The following is a 16969-nucleotide window of genomic DNA, read 5'->3' on the forward strand; positions in this document are numbered from 1 at the left end:
CGGCCCTTGGGCCGGGACTCACTTCCCGCGCCAGGGCCGCGCTCAACAACTGAGTCCCACATGGGCGCTGGGGCGCCCGGATGAAGGGTGGCAGACGTGAAATTTCGAGTGTGGTCGCAGCGAGTAGAGCGCGGTGACGTGGTGATCGACAGGGGCCGGGGGCGTGAGGTGAAGGCCGTGCGTCAGAACGGACGGGGTGAGACCGTGCTCGTCTTCAAGGACGGGGCCCACCAGCGCGTCGACTCGACGGCGTCGCTCGTAGTGGAGCGCAAGGAGCGCCGTTCCCATGCGCGGTAGGGCGGCGCTCAGTTCCGATGCCCAGAACGGCTGGTGGGCACTGGAATGGGACATGTCGGGGAGCGGACCGGTGTACGAGGTCGAGTGCACGACGTGCGGGGGTTCCTCGGAGGCGTCGGAGGGCAGTGCGGGGCCGGATGCGTGGGCTCTTCAGCACGCGGACCGGGCCGGCCACACCGGCTACCGGAACATCCTGACGCGGTTCTCGCGGGCCTCGCGGTCGGCGGGCACCCCATAGACCGGATGAGGGCCGTGGCTCCGGGGATGGATCAAACGGCTCTCATCCTTCAACTCCCTCAGTGCGCAGACCGTGGCGCGGCGGGCCGTTCCTCCCGCCGCGCCGTGGAAGCGGGCGCTCATCCCGCGTGCCGCGCATGAGGGGGCGGCGGGATCCGTTCACCCCGTCGTCAGCGGTCCGGCCCTGATCCCCCGCGTGAGAGGCCGGACCGCGCACAACATCCGCAGAAGCAAGGCCGGACCACCCCGCGGCCTGGCAGCAACTGGGTGGTCCGGAAGGGATCGCGAGGACCCCGGTGCCGATGGTACCGGGGCTCTCGTCGTGCGTCCGTGCGACAGCCCCAGAAGAGCCATATGAGCCAAGGACTTTGAGGGGTGGCAAGTTGATGTCGGGGCCCGAGTATGAGGCGGTGGAGAGCGGCGCCGGGGGTGCTGGGGTTGAGGAGTTGCCCCTGGACGCGGTGGGAGCGTGGGTGCGCGGCGTGGACTACGTGGCGGGCTGGCGTGAGGCCACGGGCGCGTTGGCGGAACTCACGGACGCCCTGGCGGCGGCAGGGCTGAAGGGACCTGGAGTGCGGCTGCGGGCGGGCGTGGAGGACGACGGTTCTGGCGTGGTGCGCCTGGAGTTGACGGTGCCGGCTGCGCGGGCGGTGGCAAAGCTGGCGTTGGACGCTGTGGCAGGGGTTTCAGGGAATCGGTGACGTGAGCGTGTACCTGGAGTCACGATGAGGGGATGACTGGGCGGGCCAGGGTGCTGGCGTGACCGGCGACTCGACTAACAGTTCTGGAGTGTCATGAGCGGGCGAAGCAAACCAGGCGACCAGCCAGGCTCGCCCCCGCCGCTGACCGTGCCAGGGTCGTCGGTGACAGCGGCCGGTGCGCGATCTGTCGCCACGGCTGATGGTCTCGGGCTGGTCATGACAGGTGACGGCGCGGTCGGGACGCAGATCGCGCATGCCGTGGTGATGCCTCCTGAGGCGTGCGCTTCACCGTCCTCAGTGGTGTGCCCGGCGGGGCTGTCGAACCTCGTGGACCGGGCCAGTCTCTTCGTGGGGCGAGAAGAAGAACTGGGAAAGTTGGATGCGGCGTTGGCCGATCCGGGCAATGTCGTGGTGCAGGCGGTGCACGGCCTGGGCGGGGTCGGGAAGTCCACCCTGGCTGCGCGCTGGGCCGCAACCCGCACCTCCATGCACAATCCGGTGTGGTGGATCACCGCTGACTCCCCGGCCGCTCTTGACGCCGGGCTCGCAGGTCTGGCCGCAGCGTTGCAGCCGGCCCTGACCGACGTACTCGGACAGGAAGCGCTGCGGGAGCGGGCGGTGCAGTGGCTCGCCACCCATCACGGATGGCTGCTCGTGCTCGATGATCTCGCTGAACCTGCCGATATCCGGGCGCTTGTGGCCCGGGCGACAACCGGCCGGTTCCTGATCACCAGTCGCCGCGCATCAGGCTGGCATGGCATCGCCACACCTGTGGCTCTCGGCGTCCTCGATCATTCGGAGGCCGTCGAACTGTTCACCCAGATCCTCACCCATGATCGGCCCCGGGTATCCGACGGCGCCGACGAGGTATGCGCCGAACTGGGGTACCTGCCGCTGGCCGTGGAGCAGGCCGCCGCCTACTGCGCCGAAACTGGCACTTCTCCCCGCGCCTATCTCGACCTCCTCGCCCAACATCCAGCCGAGCTTTACGCGGATACCGCCGAGGGCGGCGACGCAAATCGCACCATCGCCCGCATCTGGCACGTGACGCTCGACCGCCTTGCCGACGATCCACTCACCGGGCAGATCCTGCGCACTCTGGCCTGGTTTGCGCCCGACGGCATCCCTCGCACTCTCCTGCACCATCTCGCCGATCCTCCCGCGTTGCTTCGCGCGATTGGCCGACTCGCCGCACACAGCATGCTCACTTTCGACGCCGAAACCGGCGACCTCAGCGTGCACCGACTCGTCCAAGCCCTTGCCCGGACCGCTGACCCCCACGACCCGCACCGTGAGCCCCAGGGCATCGAGCAGGCCCGGTCTCTTGCCATCGCGACGCTCAGCGACGCTTTCCCTGCCGACACGCAGGACCCCGCCTCTTGGCCCACCTCCCGCGTTCTGCTGCCGCACATGGAAGCCCTCACCAGCCACGCCCAGTCTCTCCCTGACGTCGACACAGCTTCCCTCCTCGAACGGATGGGGCTGTTTCTCCACGGTCAAGGCGCGGTGGGCCGTGTGATTGCCCTGTTCCACCGCACTCTCGCTGACCGTGTCCGGGTGTTGGGTGAAGACCACCCCGACACCCTCACCTCCCGCAACAATCTCGCCTACGCCTATCGGTCGGCGGGGGATCTCGGGCGGGCGATCCCCTTGCACGAGCGCACCCTCGCCGACCAAGCCCGGGTGTTGGGTGAAGATCACCCCGACACCCTTTCCTCCCGCAACAATCTCGCTGGCGCCTATGAGTCGGCGGGGGATCTCGGGCGGGCGATCCCGTTGTACGAGCGCACCCTCAACGATTGCGTCCGGGTACTGGGTGAAGATCACCCCAACACCCTCTCCTCCCGCAACAACCTCGCCTACACCTATGAGTCGGCGGGGGACCTCGGGCGGGCGATCCCGTTGTACGAGCGCACCCTCGCCGACCGGGCCCGGGTGCTGGGCGAAGATCACCCCAACACCCTCTCCTCCCGCAACAACCTCGCCTACACCTATGAGTCGGCGGGGGACCTCGGGCGGGCGATCCCCTTGCACGAGCGCACCCTCGCCGACCGGGCCCGGGTGCTGGGCGAAGATCACCCCAACACCCTCTCCTCCCGCAACAACCTTGCTGGCGCCTACGGGGCGGCGGGGGACCTCGGGCGGGCGATCCCGTTGTACGAGCGCACTCTCCACGATCGGGCCCGGGTGTTGGGCGAAGATCACCCCGACACCTTTATCTCCCGCAACAACCTCGCCTACACCTATGGGGCGGCGGGGGACCTTGAGCGGGCAGTCCTGTTGCACGAGCGCACTCTCGCCGACCGGGCCCGGGTGTTGGGCGAAGATCACCCCGACACCTTTATCTCCCGCAACAACCTCGCCTACGCCTACGAGTTGGCCGGGGACCTCAGGCAGGCGATCCCCTTGTACGAACGCACTCTCGCTGACCGGGTCCGGGTGTTGGGTGATGACCACCCCGACACCCTCACCTCCCGTAACAACCTTGCCAGCGCCTACCAGTCGGCCGGGGACATCGGACGGGCGATCTCCCTATACGAGCGCACCCTCCCCAACTGCGTCCGGGTACTGGGCGAAGACCACCCCACCACTCAAACCGTGCGCACCAACCTCGACGCGGCAAGGAATAGCTGACGTGGCCCCAAGGCTGTCCCACCACAGAAGTCAGGTTGGAGACCTAAGTCACGGAAAGTCAGCCGAGACGGTGGTGCGGCCTGACGAGCAGGCGCGCGTGTGTCTCCAGCAACCACTTACTCAGACCGGCCACGCCATCTGGCTTGTGAACCTCACGATGCCCGGCGCACCTCGGCCGACGCGATCAAGTCGCGCCCGCGCCTCAGTCACCTGGCCTGGAGGGGGGCGGGCGGCTGCCTCGTTCATGGCTGGCTGGGGTGTGGGCGGTGGGTGTCCGGCGGGACCGGCCGTCAGGCCGCAGCCCGCCGGGGCGGCCGGACCGCCCGGCGCGCCGCAGGCGCGCCCTTGAGTAAGTGAAGAAGGTTTCGACCGATCCCGGCTTTCAGGCGCGGGCGCGGCGTGCAGCGGGGGGCTTCTCGGCGGTGATGCGGTAGGCGAGCTGGGCGCGCTCGGCGCTGATGCGCAGGTCTTCGAGGATCAGCGGTTGGTCGTCGGTGCCGTGGGTGGTGCGGGTGGTGTAGAGGACGGGGGTGGCGTCGGGGATCTGCAAGACGTCGCGTTCGTCGGGCAGGGGCATGCGGGCTTGTACCGTCTCGGCCCACCACAGCTTGTGCCCAGCCTTGGTCAGCAGCTCGTAGATCACGCCCGGTTCGGTGTCCGGGGCCTGGGCGAGTTCGGTGTCCTCGGCGGTGGCGAACGGGATCAGCATGCGGTGCAGCGCCCTGGTGCCGGTCGCCGGATCCGTGAGTACACGGTCGCAGCCGAAGAGCGCTTCCCCCCCGCCCAGCCCCAACGGCGGCCCCGTGATCGCGGTGGTCTCGGTGCGATAGATCTTCGGTTCGTCGGGCTGTTCCCAGGTGATGCCGTCATGGGTGACGAACGGGCCTGATCCGCTGCGGCTGATCCGGCGTTCGACGGTGACCGGCGGCAGCCCAGAGGTGCGGACGAAGCTGCCCTTGCCATGCTGGACGTTCACCAGCCCCTCGGCGCGGAGTGCGGCGACCGCGTTGCGCACGGTGGGGCGGGAGACCTTGTAGCGCTCGATGAGCTGCGCCTCAGAGGGCAGTGCTGCTCCGGGGGCGAACTCGCCCGAGAGGATCGCGTCGCGAATAGCGGCTGCGACCTGCTGGTACAGCGCTCCGGGGCGCTTGATCTCCGTCATGTCTGGGTCCTTCGCTTCGGCGGTGGTCGGGGGTCGACGTCACTCGTCTCTCATAACTCGTCAGCATAAGCACTTGCGCTTCGGGTCGATAGGGCCTCATAGTCTCAACTCGTAAGGACGAGTGACGTCAGCCGGTTGGTTGGCGTCTGAGGCCAAGGGAGGCCCGCACCCCATGCAGTCCATTCCTGTGGGCACAACCCGGCTCGGCGTACTGCGGTGCGCCGTCGCGCCGGAACCGAAGATGTCCGGCTTCGAGACCAAGGAGGTGAAGAGGGACCGGGACGGCAACACGATCTACACCGTTGCCGTCATGGTCCGGCAGGACGGCCGGCGGGTCTCGGTGATCGAGATCTCCGTGACCGGCGAACCGAAGGGCGTCGTGGAAGGCGCGGAAGTGCGGGTGACGGGCCTGGAGGCGTTCTCCTGGGCCATGGGCGACCGGCACGGAATCAGCTTCCGCGCCGCCGCCATCACCCCCGTCCCGACCACCGCACCGGCGACTGCTCCGGCGGGCAAGACGGGCGGTGCCTGATGGAACCGACCACGTTCGCGTTCCTCCTCGCGGCCCTGGCCTGGGTGCTCGTTGCCGGTGCCCGGCTGAAGGACCGGAACCCGGTGTGGTTCTGGTACCTGACCGGCTACCCCGTCGTGGCCGTCCGGGTGCTGACCACGTGGCGGAAGGTCGCGCACCTGCATGACCTGTCGGTCTCGCGACGCCCGGCACGCGGCCTCGTCGGCGACCTAGTCGTCAAGGGCCAAGCGCTGCGGCCCGTCGCACCGCGGATTTCCTTCCCCAGAGCGACGCGCACGGGGTTAACCCTGGTCGTGCGCCTGCACCCCGGCCAGACACCCGCCCCGGTCATCCAAGCGGCCGACGCCCTCTCCCACGCCTGGAGGGTCCACGCCGTACGGGTCACCTCTCCCCAACGCGGCCTGGTCCGGCTGACCGCCACCATCACCGACCCGCTGGAACGCCCCGGCATCGCGATCGCACCGGTCGAACTGCTCTCCGCCGTGATCGGGATTCTGGAAAGCGGCGGGGCGTGGGTGATGAACCTGCGGCAGGTGCCGCACTGGCTGATCGTCGGCGCCACCCGGTCCGGGAAGTCCGCGCTCCTCGCCCGCCTGGTGAAGGAACTCGCCCGTCAGCCGGTGGCGCTGGTCGGGATCGACTGCAAGGGCGGCATGGAACTCGGGCTGTTCGCCCGGCGCTTCTCCGCCCTGGCCACCACCCGCCCCGAAGCCATCGCCACCCTCGGCGCCCTCGTTGCCGACATGCAGGACCGCATGCGCACCTGCCGGGACGCCGGGGCGCGGTCGATCTGGGAGCTGCCGGAGAAGCTCCGCCCGGTTCCCGTCGTGGTGATCGTCGACGAACTGGCCGAGCTGTACCTCACGGACGGGACCCGGGCTGCGAAGGCGGAGGCCGAGCAGTGCTCCACCTACCTCCTGCGCCTCGCGCAGCTCGGCGGCGCCCTGGGGTTGCACCTGGTCATCGCCGGGCAACGCGTCGGCTCCGACCTCGGCCCCGGTGTCACCGCGCTACGGGCGCAGCTCGGCGGACGGGTCTGTCACCGGGTGCACGACTCGGGCACGGCGGAAATGGCGCTCGGTGATCTCAACAAGGACGCGGTGGCGGTGGCTCTGTCCATCACGGAGGCAGAGAAGGGCGTCGCCGTCTGCACCGGGCCCGACGGTGGATGGGTGCGGGCCCGCTCGCACCTGACCTTCACCACGGAAGCCCGGGATGCCGCCGCACGGTACGCGCACCTGACCCCCGAACTCCCCAGCGTCACCCGCGGCCTGGGCACCCTCACCAAGGAGGCCGGCGCATGACGGAGAACGCGGCATTCCCGCTCGTGCTGGTCTTCGGGATCATCACCGTCCTCCTGGTCCGCTCCCGCGACGTGCGGTGGTGGCAAGCGGTGCTGATCGGCCTGTTCGGCGTCTACATCGGACAGACCCCCGTCCTCTTCACCATCCATGGCGTCGTGGCCTGGTTCCTCTCCCTCTTCCCCAACAGCTAGGCACCGGAGGCCCCGCCATGCCCATGCGCCGAGTCCGCTGCCCGATCTGCAAGGGCGAACGACGCACCAGGAAGACCCGGTCCGGCCGCTGGCACCGCTGCCGCTGCTGCCGCGGAACCGGCACCATCCGCTAACCCAACCCAACCCCACCCCGCTCGTGAGGGAGTGATCGCTATGGACGACACCGGTCCACCACCCACCATCCGTGCCGCTTCGGCGGCCCACCCCGGGAGGTCCCCACCATCCCCACGATCACCCCGGCTGACAGGCGCGCCGCCCTCGACCGCGCGGCACGCCTGCGTCAGCTCTCCGAAGCCGACCAGGACGTCATCCGCCTCGCCCAGGACCCGCAGTTCCCCCGCTTCATCGAACAGATCACCGCCACCGGCGGCTGCACCCACCCCATCCACCTCTCCGGCTCCACCACCACCCGCGACACCGCCACAGGTGAAGTGCTGCACCACTACGACACCCACAACGAACCCGGGGAACGGCTCTCGGTCCGCTGCCGCAACCGCCGCGCGTCGGTCTGCGCCCCGTGCTCCCGCCTCCACGCCGGAGACACCTTCCACCTCGTCCGCACCGGACTCACCGGCGGCAAGAGCATCCCCGCCCAGGTGCGGGAGCAGCCCCGGCTCTTCCTCACCCTCACCGCCCCGTCCTTCGGCCCCGTCCACCGCACCACGACCGACGGCGAACGCTGCCGCCCCCGCCGCAACGCAGGGAGCTGCGAGCATGGACGGCCGGTGAGCTGCGCAGCCGTCCACGACCCCGCCGAAGCGGTCGTCGGCCAGCCCCTGTGTCCGGGGTGCTACGACTACCCGGCGCACGTCCTGTGGCACGCCCACGCCGGGGAACTGTGGGACCGCTTCACCCGCGCCACCCGCCGCACCTTGGCCTCGGTCGTCGGCCTGGCGCAGACCCGATTCCGGGAGCATGCCCGGCTCTCCTTCGCCAAGGTCGCCGAGTACCAGAAGCGGGCTGCCGTCCACGTCCACGCCGTCATCCGCCTCGACGGCCCCGACGGGCCCCACACCCCGCCCCCGGCCTGGGCAACCCCCGAACTGCTGACCCGCGCGGTTCGCACGGCGGCGCGGTCGGTACTCGTGCGGAGCCCGTACAGCCCGGCCGTCGGGGAACTCGAACTCCGCTGGGGTGCACAGCTCGACGCCAGGCCACTCCGTGCCTTCGGCGACACCGACGGCCTGGCCGACGACGCCGTCGCTGCCTACGTCGCGAAGTACGTCACCAAAGGTGCCAGCGACACGGCGGCCGGCACTGACTACCGGCTCCTGACCTGGGACGACATAGATGCCGCGGCGGTTGCCCCACACACCCGGGCCATGATGCGCGCCTGCTGGCGCCTGGGCGGCTTGCCTGAGTACGAGTCCCTCCGGCTACGGGCCTGGGCCCACACTCTCGGATACCGGGGTCACATCCTCACCAAATCCCGCCTCTACTCCACGTCTTACGCCGCCCTGCGGTCACACCGCGCCGAGCACCAGCAGCGAACCGCGACCGGCGCACCAGACGATCCCGAAGTAGTCACCGACTCCCGGTGGCGCTGTGTCGGCTCCGGCCACAGCCCCGGCGCGGCCCTGATCGCTGCTGGAATCGCTGAGGACCTCGCCATGAACCGGCAGCTCGCCCGTGAAGAACAGGCGTGGCCGGATGCCTGAAAGCTTGGTGGGTTGGTTTCGATCCGGCCGGGTCATGAACCATAGGCCTGAGTCACTACCTCATTGGTGTGTATCTACCCATGACCCAAAAGTAGCGAAGGCAGTCGCTCAGCTTCTGGGAGGTCGTCCCGAGGTATCGGCACCTGGCGATGAGGGCCGTCTAGAAGTCCTGACCCACGCGGAAAAGGTTCAAGTTGTTGCCAGACCGGGTGCCTTGGTGACAGACATGAGGCTGTGGAACCGGTCTCGGCTCGTGCATCACTGCGACGGACTGGGGTTTCTAGGGCCAGAGGAGGACCGGGGCAAGCCGTGCGGGTGCCCTCGCTCCATGACCGAGCGAAAGGCCGCCGCAAAGGTTTTCCAAGGGCCGCAGCCGAATACCGTTCTTACCTTCCGGCTAGCCGATGCCCCAGACCTTGGCCTGTTCCGATTCCACTCGATGAGCTGGAAGCTTGCGGAAACCATCCAAGGGGATAAACGCGCCCTTGACGGTGCCGGTAATGGGGCGCTGCTTGAACTAGGTCTAGAACGAGTGGAGTTGACGACAGTGAGCGGAGTTTCCGTGACCTACCGGAAGCCGGTGATCAAGTTACTCAATGCGGTTGGCTAGGTCCTGTCCGACGGGTCGGGTGACCGGGTCGGCAGTCGCATCGTTCCGGCTGGTGTGGGGCGGGGTGATCTGTCGGATCGGGCGTGGGCTCGGCTTGAGCCGCACTTGCCGAAGAACGTGGGGCGTGGCGGTCGTTGGAAGAGCCATCGCAGGATGATCAATGGCATCCTCTTCCGGCAACGGACCGGTGTTCCGTGGCGTGACCTGCCGGCACGGGTGATCTGCGATGGACACACGACGGCCCCGGCACCAACCGGCAACGGGGTGACGACCGCGCGGCACAGGGCCCCCGCGTGCGTGCCGGATAATTGTCTGGTTCGGGTGGCCCGTTCGCTTGGACTCGAAGGTTAAGGTCCTCGCCTGTAAGCAACCAGGGGAGGATTGCGTGATCAAACGAATAGCGGCGACGGTATTACCTGCCCTCGCGGCGACCATGTTCCTGACCTCCGGTTCCGCCACCGCCTCGACCCGCTGGTCGAGCTGCGACGGTACCGACTGTGACTGGGGCTACGTCGACGGAGCCTACGCAACGATCTGGGACCAGAGCTGGGACGGGATCGGAGCAGCACTCGACGTCAGGACATATGACTACGGTTCCCCCCGCGTCGCCACCCTAGACCACGAGATTACGGGGGCGACGTTCTCCTCCAACGTCAAGCGGGCCCGGATCTGCGAATGGAACGGATCCAAACTGTCGAGATGCGGCGCCTGGAAAGACTTCTGAGATCATCTCGTGCCTAGGGCGTGTCCGACGGGTCCTGTCACTCAACCCATCGGACACGCCCTAGGACACATCCAAGCGATCCCTAGCCCACCACTCGACGCCGGGCGGTCCCAGCCATACTCCAGGCCGGGACCGCCCCATCTCTAAGCGGCTTGCACGACGTCCAACTCTGCTTCGTCGCGCTGCGCTTGAGCCATCCGCACCGAGACACGCTTCTCAACCTGGCACACGCGATTACTCCCGCCCCTGCCGGCCGCCTTCTTCACGCGGATCTCGTCCACGAAGAGACTCACCAGCATGCGCCGGTCGGCGACATCTGCCTTCTCCCACCAGGACCCCTCGCCCAGCGGGTCGCCGTCGGGTGCTTCGGTGTACGTCCACTCCGCGATAGGCAGCACGGGCAGTTCCAGGCCGCCCACCTCGCCGATTCGACGCTCAATGCTGGCCAGCCGTTCTTCGAGTACTTCCTTGTCCTGTAGGAACCGGGCCCGGCCGATCGCCCCCTCGTAGATGCCCAAGTTCAAGTCGTCATACAGTCGCCCGATACTGTTCTTGGTCTCCACGCGCTCCCCCAGAAGTGCGGCGCGCTCGCTTCGCATCTCAGGGACCTCGTTGTGTTTTGCGAACCTCCGCGTAGCTTCCGCCAGGATGTCAAGGGTCCCCGGATCGTCTTCCGCGGCGACGAGGACGGCCATGATTTTCCGGGCGACGTGCTCGTCCACCTCTTTCTCATTGATGGTGTTTCCGCCGACGTGCTGGTCGGGTTCCACCACACCAGATGGGCGGGAGCACTTATAGATTCCGGGCGATCCCGTCATTGGGCGGGCACACTCGCACTTGAGTTTGCCCATTGCTGTCAATAGGTGCACGCCACGCATAGGCACCGACTCGCGGCTTCGCCCGTCCAGCCATTCTTGCAGCTCGAACCATCGGGGAGGCGGGATAAGGGCTTCCCCGACAGTGATTGGCTCACCTGTTTCCGGATCTCGGAGGATCTTGTACCCGGCCAGCGTTGCGGTGGGGTACCCGTCCTTGTCCTTTCGGTAAACCGGATCGGCGGCGAATCCTGCCAACCGAGGATCGCTGAGAACACGCTTGACCGTCGGAGTACGCCACCGTCCGCCGTTCTGACTCGGAATCTCGTTCTCGTTGAGCCACGTAGTTATGGCACTTACTGAGGCCGGGTGGGCATTTTGCTTCCCGCGCCATGGTTTGCTCTTGAACTCGAAGATCCGGTCCACCATGCGGAGGATTACGCTGCTCTGATCCGACCCGTCCGGCAACCTCGGCACAGGACGCAACAGGCGAATGGTGATGGTGACAGGCTTGCCGTCCAGCATCCGCGTCTCGGGGCGGGAATAGCTCTCCATTCCATACGGCAAGACTCCGCCGACCCAACCGCCGAATTGCTTGGCATTACGCTTGGCGCCGGTGATTGTTTCGCTCCTTTCCTTACTGCTCTGGTATGCCGCCTCCAGCCGCATAACCAGCATGATGAACTCCATCGTATTGTCAGGCGAGAAGGATCCCTCAGAGACTGACGTGATGGTGACACCGTACGAGAACAACTCAAGGACGACGGGAATTGCGTCCTTGGGTTCCCTGCGCGAGAATCGAGTGATGTTGAAGACGATGATCTCTTGAACTTTCCCGTCACGGCAATCGTTCAATAGCCGCTCGAAGTTCTTGCGCTTCGCGTTCGGGCTGTAGCCTGAGACCCCGATGTCCCTGTAATGCCCAAGGAACTGACAGCCGCGCTCACGAGCCTTCCTGGCGGTGGCGTCGTCCTGCGTTTTAGGGCTGGCTTCTGACTTGTCGGCCTTCTTCTTTGACTGGCGGGTATACCCTGCTGCTACCCGGAGCACGGCAGCAACGTGCTCCGGGTGCCCAGCTTCTGAGATTTGGGTCACACCGGGAGACTACCGAACTACCCCAAGGTTATGAAGCTGGGGCTTCATATGGGTAGCTCACGCTAGCCATGGTCTCAGAGCCTCGCGGGCAGTCGCGTCCGGGCGTTTCGTCCGCCGTCCACGGGGGAGGTCTCTGAGACGATGATCGGGTTGCGCGGCGGGGGCTGTGCCACCTAAAAAGCAGTCGGGTGGAAGATATGCATCGCGGTGGCGGACTGGGTGAGGGCACTGATGACCTGGGCCCCGAGCGAGCGCAGAGGGCCCACAGAGGGCGCCACCGGCGCGAGGAAGAAAGCGCTGGGAGCAGGAGTGGCCGCGTGGGGGTGACCTACAAATACTTCGGGGCACCGAACGGGGCGACCGCTGCCCGCGTGCCGATCTCGATGCGCCCGGAGGAGCTCGGCGGTGACGAGCTCGGCATGGGCGGCATGTTCACCAAGATCAAGCCGGAGACGGTGGCCGCGATGGTCCTCACCGGCATCGAGGGCATACCCCTGCACAAGGTCCCCCCGCTTGAGCTGGTCGTTCTCCACCCCGACTACGCGGTCGTCAAGCTCCCCATGACCGTGGTCGACCCGCTGCGCGGAATCGGCGAGGAATCGGTGGGCGCCGCCGCGTTCATCTGGTCCACGGTGCCCGACCGCGGCGGCCCGCGCGACGCCTTCACGGTCTACCAGTTGCTCCACGAGTGGCAGGACTTCTCCCACCGGCTGCACGAGGCCGGCCACCAGCCGTACTGCCTGGTCTGGCCCTGAGTCCCGCCCGGCGCGGCGGCCGCGGTCAGCCCCGAGCGAGCTCCGCCGTGTCCAAGGTGCCCTGCACCACCTGCTGGGCGAGATCCGCCATCCGCAGCCGACGGGGGCGGGCATAGGTCCGCAGGCTCTCGAACGCCTCGTCCAGCCCGACCTGCCAGCGCTCGGCCAGCACGCCCTTGGCCTGTTCGATGACCACCCGGCTGTGCAGCGCCGTCTGCAGCTGCGCCTTGTCGACATTGCCCTGCTCGATCGTGCGCTGCTGGAGGATGGCGATCGTGGCCACGTCCGCCAGTGCCTGAGCCACCTGGGTATCGGCCTCAGTGATCGGCTCGGTGCGGGAGTGGAAGAGATTCAGCGCGCCGATGATCTGGTGGCGCAGCCGCATGGGAATGGCGTGCGTCGTGCGGAAGCCGGCCTGGCGGGCATGCGCGGCGAAGGGCCCGAAAGCCGCCGTGACCTGCGAGGACTCCAGATCGATGTTCAATTGCGCCACTCCGCTGTGGTAGCACTCCACGCAGGGCCCCTGCTCGTGCTGGAGGGCGAACAGTTCCAGCAGCCGGGTGTGTTCGTCCGAGGCGGCGATGACCTGCAGCTCACCATGGGGGTCGACGATCATCACGCCGACGGCGTCGACGTCGAGCAGTTCGACACAGCGACTGGTGAGCCGGTGCAGGAAGTCGATCAGATCGAAGTCGTCGATCAGTGAATCGACGGCCTCGACCAGGATCTCCAGCGTGCGTTGCTGGCTAGCCATGGCCATCATCCCCTTTTCTGAAAAGACGGGTCCGGCCCGTCACCAATGTCTCGGAAGCGCAGACGACGGGCAACCACGTCCTCCGCGGCCTGCAGCAGCGGAATTTCATGGCGGTAGGCGTGGGCGCGCAGCAGCACCAGGGCCTGGGCGACGGAAACCCCCGCCTGGACGCTGATCATGCCGCTGGCCTGGTGGACCGCGGCCCGGTGCAGATGGGAGGTGGACTCGGCCGTGGCGAACCGTTCCATCCGGTCCCCGCCGTCCAGCAGCACCGCGGTCAGTGCCCCGGCCAGGATCAGGGCGTCGTCCATCGCGGCCGCCGACAGCGGGCCCACGGTGGACCGCTGCGCGGTCAGCGCGCCCAGGCACACGCCACCGATGCGCAGCGGGAAACAGAAGAGGGCGTCCACCCCGAGCCCGTTCAGCGTCGGCAGCAGCACCGGCCACCGGTCCGGGCGGACCAACGTCAGGTCCGGCTCGACGACCACCGAGCACGAGCCCACGGCGTCCACCCCCGGGCCCTCACCGAGGGTGTACTGCTCGTCCTCGAGACGCTCGCTGGCACCCGGGGAGGCCCACACCAGCTCGCTCAGCGCGCCGCCGGTGGCGAGGGAGACCGCCACCCCGTCCACGCCGAGAACGCGGGCGCATTCCAGCGGGTCCCCGCTGATCAAGCCTGGGCCCGATCTCGAGGACAGGTCGCGCAGCAGACGGGCCATGCCCGTGCTGGTCGCCACCGATGACACCCGCTTCCCCGGCCGACCCGCCACGCGTCGCCCGGAGTGGACGGCCCGCCGCTTTCACCCTACGCCTTCGAGCTGTCGTGGCGGGTGCCGTCGAGGGCATCAAGATCGGCCAGATCCGTCAGCGAGGCGACGGGCCGGAAGACGTCCAGCAGACCGGCCATGCGCATGATCTTCAGGGCCCACGGCCGGACGCAGAGCACCTCGAAGCCGCCGCCCGTCGCGACCAGCCCGGCCCGGGCTCGGTAGAGCACGCCCAGGATGGCGCAGTCGAAGAAGGTGACCGCGCGCAGATCGACCACGACGACGGGTTTGCCCAGCGCCATCAGCCGCATGAGCAGTGCCTCTGTCTCCGGCACGGCCGCGATGTCGACCTCACCGGTCAACTCGAGCACGCCCCACCGGCCCACCACTCGAATGCGGGCTTCACCCTGCCACTGCGTCACGTCTGCTCCCCGGCTCGGACCGCATGGGACGGGGCGCGGGCTCGGGCCCGCGCGCACCGTCGCCATCAGGGTCCGGGGTGGCTACTGCGAAGGTATGCCCCACAGACTTCACTCAGGGCTCGGGGCGAGTTCAAGCCCCCGAACGTATGAAAATCGCCAGGTTCGACCCCACGGGCCCGTCGATCGGTGCTTGGATCGGGAGTTTTTGTCCCTGCGCGCGGCCGTCCATGGCCGAGACCTCACCCACCCGCACCCGGTCGTCTTCCGCAGCGCCGACCGACGCCCTAGGGTGACGCACGTGGCCCAGGCCCCCGGCCGCCGTCTCCCGCTGTCACGCCGGACGCCTCCTGCCCTGCCGGTGTTTCCGCGGTCGAGAACGGACCGGCCGGTGCCCCTACCAGGGGAGGGTGGAGCACCGGCCGGCTCCCGGCAGACACCCCCGGCCCTGCCCCGGCCCGTACCCTGGCGCTCATGCTCGTCGTCCGCTCCATCGCCCTCTTCCTCCTCGCCGCCCTCCTGGAGATCGGCGGCGCCTGGCTCGTCTGGCAGGGCGTACGCGGTGGCGGCGATGCGGGACAGGGGCGCGGCTGGGCGTGGATCGGCGCGGGGATCCTCGCCCTCGGCGCGTACGGCTTCGTCGCCACCCTCCAGCCCGACGCGGACTTCGGCCGGATCCTCGCCGCGTACGGCGGTGTCTTCGTCGCGGGTTCGCTCGCCTGGGGCATGGCCCTGGACGGCTACCGCCCGGACCGCTACGACGTGGTGGGCGCGCTCGTCTGTCTGGCCGGGGTAGCGGTGATCATGTACGCGCCGCGGGGCCGCTGAGAGCGCGGCCACCAGGCCGTGGGAGTCGGCCGTCAGGAGCCCCGACATATTCTGCGGCTGCGAATGGATCACGCCCGCCGCGCCCCAGGAGGCCCAGCATGAGCACGCGTACCGCAGTCGTCACCGGAGCGAGCAGCGGTATCGGTGCCGCGACCGCCCGGCACCTGGCCGCCGCCGGCTACCGCGTCTTCCTCACGGCCCGCCGCACGGACCGCATCGAGGCCCTCGCCGCCGAACTGACCGAGGCGGGCCATGACGCGGTCGCCCACGCGCTCGACGTCACCGACCGTGCGGCCGTCGACGCCTTCGCACGCGCCGTGGGCGGCTGTGTCGAGGTGCTGGTCAACAACGCCGGGGGCGCCCTCGGCAGCGAAACCGTCGCCACCGCCGACCCGGCCGACTGGCGCACGATGTACGAGGTCAACGTCCTCGGCACGCTCAACATGACCCAGGCCCTGCTGCCCGCGCTGACCGGGAGCGGCGACGGCACCGTCGTCGTCCTCTCCTCCACCGCGGGGCTCGCCACCTACGAGGGCGGCGGGGGGTACGTCGCGGCCAAGCACGGCGCGCACGTCATCGCCGAGACCCTGCGCCTGGAGCTGTGCGGGGCGCCGGTGCGCGTCATCGAGGTCGCCCCCGGCATGGTCAGGACCGACGAGTTCGCGGTCACCCGCTTCCGCGGCGACGAGGAGAAGGCCGCCGCCGTCTACGCGGGCGTCGCCGAGCCGCTGACCGCCGACGACGTCGCCGAGACCATCGCCTGGGCCGTCGGCCGTCCGTCCCACGTGAACATCGATCTGCTGGTCGTCCGCCCGCGCGCCCAGGCGTCCAACTACAAGGTCCACCGCGAGCTCTAGGGTGTGTCCGGCGGATCCTCGGGCGCGGACAGGCTGACGGCTGAGCCCAGCCGAAATCAAGCCCGTCCGGCACTTACCCCATGATCAACTCCCGGATACCGTTCCGAGTACGGGCGGCCGTCAGTCGCCCGCTCACCGAGCATGAAAGGCCTCATCTTGCGCGTCATCGGCTTCGACCACCTGGTGCTCAACGTCTCGGACATCGAGCGGTCCCTGGCCTTCTACCTCGGCCCGCTCGGGCTGGAGCCGGTCCGCGTGGACGAATGGCGCGCGGGCAAGGTCTCCTTCCCCTCGGTCCGCGTCGCCCCGGGCACCATCATCGACCTCTTCGAGCGCCCCCGGGGCGAGTCCAACGTCGACCACATCTGCCTCGTCGTCGAGCCCCTGGACTGGCAGGAGGTCGTCGACTCCGGCGTCTTCACGGTCGTCGACGGCCCGGGCCCCCGCTTCGGCGCCCGCGGCGACGGCGAGTCCCTCTACGTCCTCGACCCGGACGGCAACACCGTCGAACTCCGCTGGTACCCGCAGGACGCCTGACGCGGGGCGCACGCCGTCACGGCGTGCGCTCGCCAGTTCGAGTGGCGCTCCACCGTTCCAGCCCGCGGGGC

General features: G+C 68.5%; 17 protein-coding genes and 1 pseudogene. 13 read left to right on the forward strand and 5 right to left on the reverse strand.

Features of this window, described 5'->3' with window-relative positions; all coding sequences use genetic code 11:
• The first annotated feature begins 286 nt into the window (after nt 1-286).
• Both ACZ53N_RS29215 and ACZ53N_RS29220 read left to right on the forward strand, forming a co-directional pair.
• Nucleotides 287-535, forward strand: a complete 249-nt coding sequence (locus tag ACZ53N_RS29215) for a DUF7848 domain-containing protein (RefSeq protein ID WP_469143805.1) — start codon at nt 287-289, stop codon at nt 533-535.
• 862 nt (nt 536-1397) lie between these two features.
• The gene (locus ACZ53N_RS29220) at nt 1398-3869 is read left to right on the forward strand and encodes a tetratricopeptide repeat protein (protein WP_469143806.1); all 2472 of its coding nucleotides are present in this window, start codon (nt 1398-1400) and stop codon (nt 3867-3869) included.
• 382 nt (nt 3870-4251) lie between these two features.
• Here the strand turns inward: ACZ53N_RS29220 and ACZ53N_RS29225 are convergent, their stop codons facing one another.
• Nucleotides 4252-5031: a GntR family transcriptional regulator gene (locus ACZ53N_RS29225; RefSeq protein ID WP_469143807.1), complete on the reverse strand. Its 780-nt coding sequence runs from the start codon at nt 5029-5031 to the stop codon at nt 4252-4254.
• A gap of 172 nt (nt 5032-5203) precedes the next feature.
• Between ACZ53N_RS29225 and ACZ53N_RS29230 the strand changes: the two genes are divergently transcribed.
• The 7 genes and pseudogenes from ACZ53N_RS29230 (at nt 5204) to ACZ53N_RS29260 (ending at nt 10071) form a co-directional block, all read left to right on the forward strand.
• Complete coding sequence (locus tag ACZ53N_RS29230; RefSeq protein WP_469143808.1) at nt 5204-5563, forward strand: SCO3933 family regulatory protein; 360 nt, start codon at nt 5204-5206, stop codon at nt 5561-5563.
• The gene (locus tag ACZ53N_RS29235; protein WP_469143809.1) at nt 5563-6867 is read left to right on the forward strand and encodes an FtsK/SpoIIIE domain-containing protein; all 1305 of its coding nucleotides are present in this window, start codon (nt 5563-5565) and stop codon (nt 6865-6867) included. The genes ACZ53N_RS29230 and ACZ53N_RS29235 overlap by 1 nt, the downstream gene beginning before the upstream one ends.
• Nucleotides 6864-7058: a hypothetical protein gene (locus tag ACZ53N_RS29240; protein WP_469143810.1), complete on the forward strand. Its 195-nt coding sequence runs from the start codon at nt 6864-6866 to the stop codon at nt 7056-7058. The genes ACZ53N_RS29235 and ACZ53N_RS29240 overlap by 4 nt, the downstream gene beginning before the upstream one ends.
• Nucleotides 7059-7354: 296 nt before the next feature.
• Nucleotides 7355-8737 (forward strand): replication initiator, encoded by a 1383-nt coding sequence (locus tag ACZ53N_RS29245; protein WP_469143838.1) that lies wholly within the window; start codon nt 7355-7357, stop codon nt 8735-8737.
• A gap of 34 nt (nt 8738-8771) precedes the next feature.
• Nucleotides 8772-9347 (forward strand): recombination directionality factor, encoded by a 576-nt coding sequence (locus ACZ53N_RS29250; RefSeq protein ID WP_469143839.1) that lies wholly within the window; start codon nt 8772-8774, stop codon nt 9345-9347.
• A 54-nt stretch (nt 9348-9401) separates the two neighbouring features.
• Nucleotides 9402-9563 (forward strand): annotated as a pseudogene (locus ACZ53N_RS29255) (transposase); the annotation flags it as partial.
• A 169-nt stretch (nt 9564-9732) separates the two neighbouring features.
• Entirely contained in the window at nt 9733-10071 is a 339-nt protein-coding gene (locus ACZ53N_RS29260; RefSeq protein WP_469143811.1) for a hypothetical protein, read from the forward strand.
• Nucleotides 10072-10214: 143 nt separating this feature from the next.
• Here ACZ53N_RS29260 and ACZ53N_RS29265 read toward each other — a convergent pair whose 3' ends face one another.
• Nucleotides 10215-11981 (reverse strand): recombinase family protein, encoded by a 1767-nt coding sequence (locus ACZ53N_RS29265; protein ID WP_469143812.1) that lies wholly within the window; start codon nt 11979-11981, stop codon nt 10215-10217.
• Nucleotides 11982-12178: 197 nt separating this feature from the next.
• On the opposite strand from ACZ53N_RS29265, the gene ACZ53N_RS29270 reads away from it, so the two are divergent.
• Entirely contained in the window at nt 12179-12736 is a 558-nt protein-coding gene (locus ACZ53N_RS29270; RefSeq protein WP_130879193.1) for a hypothetical protein, read from the forward strand.
• A 25-nt stretch (nt 12737-12761) separates the two neighbouring features.
• Here ACZ53N_RS29270 and ACZ53N_RS29275 read toward each other — a convergent pair whose 3' ends face one another.
• From ACZ53N_RS29275 to ACZ53N_RS29285, 3 genes are all read right to left on the reverse strand, one after another.
• Nucleotides 12762-13490: an ANTAR domain-containing protein gene (locus ACZ53N_RS29275; protein WP_469143813.1), complete on the reverse strand. Its 729-nt coding sequence runs from the start codon at nt 13488-13490 to the stop codon at nt 12762-12764.
• 5 nt (nt 13491-13495) lie between these two features.
• Complete coding sequence (locus ACZ53N_RS29280; protein WP_469143814.1) at nt 13496-14227, reverse strand: ANTAR domain-containing protein; 732 nt, start codon at nt 14225-14227, stop codon at nt 13496-13498.
• 68 nt (nt 14228-14295) lie between these two features.
• On the reverse strand, nt 14296-14679 hold the full coding sequence (locus tag ACZ53N_RS29285) for an STAS domain-containing protein (RefSeq protein WP_469143815.1): 384 nt from the start codon (nt 14677-14679) through the stop codon (nt 14296-14298).
• Between the two features lie 471 nt (nt 14680-15150).
• Here ACZ53N_RS29285 and ACZ53N_RS29290 point away from each other — a divergent pair, with 471 nt between their 5' ends.
• The 3 genes from ACZ53N_RS29290 to ACZ53N_RS29300 all read left to right on the forward strand — a co-directional run bounded on the left by ACZ53N_RS29290 (nt 15151) and on the right by ACZ53N_RS29300 (nt 16898).
• Nucleotides 15151-15504: a YnfA family protein gene (locus ACZ53N_RS29290; RefSeq protein WP_469143816.1), complete on the forward strand. Its 354-nt coding sequence runs from the start codon at nt 15151-15153 to the stop codon at nt 15502-15504.
• A 98-nt stretch (nt 15505-15602) separates the two neighbouring features.
• The gene (locus ACZ53N_RS29295) at nt 15603-16361 is read left to right on the forward strand and encodes an SDR family oxidoreductase (protein WP_469143817.1); all 759 of its coding nucleotides are present in this window, start codon (nt 15603-15605) and stop codon (nt 16359-16361) included.
• A gap of 141 nt (nt 16362-16502) precedes the next feature.
• A complete protein-coding gene (locus ACZ53N_RS29300) occupies nt 16503-16898 on the forward strand; it encodes a VOC family protein (protein WP_469143818.1) in 396 nt (131 codons plus the stop codon).
• Nucleotides 16899-16969: the final 71 nt, after the last annotated feature.

The sequence above is a fragment of the Streptomyces sp. NPDC033229 genome, assembly GCF_055576875.1.

What these genes read in the sequence shown, in the direction of transcription:
- ACZ53N_RS29230 (WP_469143808.1), top strand. Translation starts at nt 5,204, where the DNA reads ATGCAGTCCATTCCTGTGGGCACAACCCGGCTCGGCGTACTGCGGTGC.
- ACZ53N_RS29270 (WP_130879193.1), top strand. Translation starts at nt 12,179, where the DNA reads ATGCATCGCGGTGGCGGACTGGGTGAGGGCACTGATGACCTGGGCCCC.
- ACZ53N_RS29300 (WP_469143818.1), top strand. Translation starts at nt 16,503, where the DNA reads ATGAAAGGCCTCATCTTGCGCGTCATCGGCTTCGACCACCTGGTGCTC.
- ACZ53N_RS29295 (WP_469143817.1), top strand. Translation starts at nt 15,603, where the DNA reads ATGAGCACGCGTACCGCAGTCGTCACCGGAGCGAGCAGCGGTATCGGT.
- ACZ53N_RS29275 (WP_469143813.1), bottom strand. Translation starts at nt 13,490, where the DNA reads ATGGCTAGCCAGCAACGCACGCTGGAGATCCTGGTCGAGGCCGTCGAT.
- ACZ53N_RS29215 (WP_469143805.1), top strand. Translation starts at nt 287, where the DNA reads ATGCGCGGTAGGGCGGCGCTCAGTTCCGATGCCCAGAACGGCTGGTGG.
- ACZ53N_RS29290 (WP_469143816.1), top strand. Translation starts at nt 15,151, where the DNA reads ATGCTCGTCGTCCGCTCCATCGCCCTCTTCCTCCTCGCCGCCCTCCTG.
- ACZ53N_RS29225 (WP_469143807.1), bottom strand. Translation starts at nt 5,031, where the DNA reads ATGACGGAGATCAAGCGCCCCGGAGCGCTGTACCAGCAGGTCGCAGCC.
- ACZ53N_RS29250 (WP_469143839.1), top strand. Translation starts at nt 8,772, where the DNA reads ATGAACCATAGGCCTGAGTCACTACCTCATTGGTGTGTATCTACCCAT.
- ACZ53N_RS29240 (WP_469143810.1), top strand. Translation starts at nt 6,864, where the DNA reads ATGACGGAGAACGCGGCATTCCCGCTCGTGCTGGTCTTCGGGATCATC.
- ACZ53N_RS29235 (WP_469143809.1), top strand. Translation starts at nt 5,563, where the DNA reads ATGGAACCGACCACGTTCGCGTTCCTCCTCGCGGCCCTGGCCTGGGTG.